Origin of the sequence: Mesorhizobium sp. M7A.F.Ca.US.006.04.2.1 (assembly GCF_004022915.1) — a bacterium.
Classification (GTDB): domain Bacteria; phylum Pseudomonadota; class Alphaproteobacteria; order Rhizobiales; family Rhizobiaceae; genus Mesorhizobium; species Mesorhizobium ciceri.
Genome location: NZ_RZQA01000829.1, coordinates 1 through 2,854, shown reverse-complemented (window position 1 = coordinate 2,854; position 2,854 = coordinate 1). Strand labels below are relative to the sequence as shown.

At 67.6% G+C, this 2,854-nt stretch carries 4 protein-coding genes; all 4 read right to left on the bottom strand.

Annotated features, from left to right (window positions below):
• Nucleotides 1-757 (bottom strand): dipeptide/oligopeptide/nickel ABC transporter ATP-binding protein (locus EN925_RS30725; protein ID WP_164894495.1); only part of this gene is annotated, 757 nt, incomplete at its 3' end.
• Complete coding sequence (locus tag EN925_RS30720; protein WP_164753902.1) at nt 754-1,656, bottom strand: ABC transporter ATP-binding protein; 903 nt, start codon at nt 1,654-1,656, stop codon at nt 754-756. The genes EN925_RS30720 and EN925_RS30725, both read right to left, overlap by 4 nt.
• Nucleotides 1,653-2,483, bottom strand: a complete 831-nt coding sequence (locus EN925_RS30715; RefSeq protein ID WP_127365902.1) for an ABC transporter permease — start codon at nt 2,481-2,483, stop codon at nt 1,653-1,655. Before EN925_RS30715 ends, EN925_RS30720 begins: the two co-directional genes overlap by 4 nt.
• A partial coding sequence (locus EN925_RS30710) for an ABC transporter permease (RefSeq protein WP_164894494.1) occupies nt 2,480-2,854 on the bottom strand: 375 nt, incomplete at its 5' end. The genes EN925_RS30715 and EN925_RS30710, both read right to left, overlap by 4 nt.

The window sequence follows — 2,854 nt, the reverse complement described above, 5'->3', positions numbered from 1 at the left end:
ATCTCGGTGCTGCCGCCACCAGCGCCTTTCCAATGGCCGATTGCGGTGCGTCGATGACGGTTCGGGCATCGCCGTTCTCGGCAACCCGGCCGGCGTCGAGAAGGATGACGCGGTGGGCGACCGACCGGATGACGCCGAGATCATGTGAAATGAAGAGATAGGCGATCTTTTCCTGGCGCTGCAGGTCGAGCAAAAGCTCGAGGATCTCCCCGCGCACGGAAACGTCGAGCGCCGACACCGCTTCATCGAGCACGATCAGCGACGGCTTCGTGGCGATGGCGCGGGCAATGGCGACGCGCTGCCGCTGACCGCCTGAAATTTCGTGGATGGCACGCGGGGCGCGGTCTGCCGTCAGCCCGACGCGCTCCAGCAAGGCGGCGATGCGGCGCGGGCGCTCGCTGCGGGAAGCGATGCCATGGATGCGCAAGGGATCGTCGAGCACACGCGCCACCGTGGCGCGCGGGTTGAAGGCGGCAAGCGGGTCCTGGAACACCATTTGCAGGCGCGCGCGGCGGGCACGCAGTGCTGCGCTGCGCAGGGCCAGGAAATCGTCGCCTTCGAACTCGATGCGTCCGTCGTCCGGCTCGATCAATCGCAGCACCACCCGCGCGATCGTCGATTTGCCGCTGCCGGAGGGTCCGGCCAACGCCAGCGTTTCACCCGGCTCGATGTGAAAGGAGACATCGTCGACTGCAGCGATGGTGTTGTCGCCGCGACGGTAGCGCTTGGTGAGGTTGGACACCGCCAGCAGGCTCATGCGTGGAGCCCGGCTCGGTTCAGCAGCGGCTTGGTGTCGAGGCCGATATCGGCATCGAGCAATGCGCGCGTATAGGGCTGGGCCGGGGCGCCGACAATCTGCGCCGTCATGCCAAGCTCGACCAACTGCCCATGGCGGAAAACGGCGATGCGCCCGGCAAGCTCGGCCGCCAGCGCGATGTCATGGCTGATGAACAGCAGCGTCATGCCGTCCTCGGTCACCAGGCGTCGGATCAAGGCGACGATCTCGGCCTGCACGATGGTATCGAGCGCGCTGGTCGCTTCGTCGGCGATCAGCAATTTCGGACCGGCCGCAATGGCGGCGGCGATCGCCACACGCTGCTTCTGGCCGCCGGAAAGCTGGTGCGGGAAGGCGCGCAGGGCCGAGTCAGGATCGGGCAGGCGGACGCGTTCGAGCAGGGTTTTGGCCCTGGCATAGGACTGGGACCAGGTGAGGCCGAGATGGGTGCGGGCGACTTCGGCGATTTGTTTGCCGATTGGCATTACGGGGTCGAGGCTGGCGGATGGGTCCTGGAAGACGAAACCGATATCGCGGCCGCCGCGGGGAGGGTGACTTGATCTGGTGAAGAGCTTTTGCGGTCTGTGCTCTACGAGGCCCCCCTCTGTCCTGCCGGACATGTCCGGCAGGACAGAGGGGGGTGCCTTGGCGCCCAACGCCGACGGTAGGAACCAATCGATCTTTCCTTCAGTCTTGGTGCTTGCCGGCAACAGCCCTGCAATCGCCAGCGCCAGCGTGCTCTTGCCCGAACCGCTTTCGCCGATGATGGCCAAGCGCTCGCCAGCCTCTATGCCGAGGCTGACACTCTTCAGCGCCGTCGCCTCGTTGCCGTCGCGGCGGTAGGTCACCGTCAGGTCGCGGATCGAAGCCAGCGCGGTCACGACAGGCCTCTCCTGACCGCCGTCGTCTCGACGATGCCTTCACCGGCGAGATAGACGCCGAGCACGGTCAGCACCAGCGCTATGCCCGGGACGATCGACAGGAAGGGCGCGGTGCGCAGGACAGCACGGCCTTCGGCAATCATGCCGCCCCAGGTGACCCGGTTGGGATCGCCCAGGCCGAGGAACGACAAGGCCGCCTCGGTGAGGATCGCCGCGGCGACGATCACCGACGACATCGCCAGCACCGGCGGCAAGGCATTGGGCAGCACCTCGCGAAAGGCGATCGCCAGCGGGTGCATGCCGATGACCCTGGCGCCGGCGACATAATCGCGTTCGCGAATGGACAGGACTTCCGCGCGGGCGACACGGGCTGGTCCGGTCCAGGTGCCGAGCGCGATGGCGATCACGACGATGCCGAGCGACGGTCCGACGACGCTGACGAAGGCCAGTGCCAGCAGGAAGCTCGGCACGGTCTGGAAGGCGTCGGTGATGCGCATCAGCACCTCGTCGACGAGGCCGCCGGCAAAGCCGGCCAATGTGCCGACCACTGCCCCGATGACAAGTGCGGCGGCCGCGGCGGCGATCCCGACAGCCAGCGATGTGCGGGCGCCATGAAAAAGCTCGGCCAGCACGTCGCGGCCAAGCCGATCGGTGCCAAGCGGGAGCGACCAGTCCTGGAACGGCGGCAGCAGCGCCGGCCCGGCAATCGCTTGCGGATCGCCGGGGAACAGCAGCGACGCCGACAGCGCCATGGCGATCAACGCCGCCAGGAGGATGGCGCCGGCGACCGCCTCGGGCGTGCGCAGAAAGCGGCGGAGGGCACTCATGCGCCGGCCTCGCTGGCGCCGACGCGCGGGTCGAGGAAGGCATAAGCGATGTCGACGGCAAGGTTGATGACAATGACCAGGACGGCGCTGGTGAGAATAATGCCGAGCAGAAGCGGCGTATCGCGGGAGGCGACTGCCTCCTGCGCCAGCCGGCCGAGGCCGGGCACGGAAAAGACGCTCTCGATGACGACGCTGCCGCCGAGCATCTGCGCCGACTGCAGGCCCAGCATGGTGACCAGGGGCAGCAGCGCGTTGCGGGCAATGTGGGCGAGCACGATGCGGCGGCGCGAAAGCCCTCTGGCGCGGGCGGCCAGCACAAAATCCTGCCGCCAGACCTCGGCCATGCCGGCGCGCATCATGCGCAGATAGAG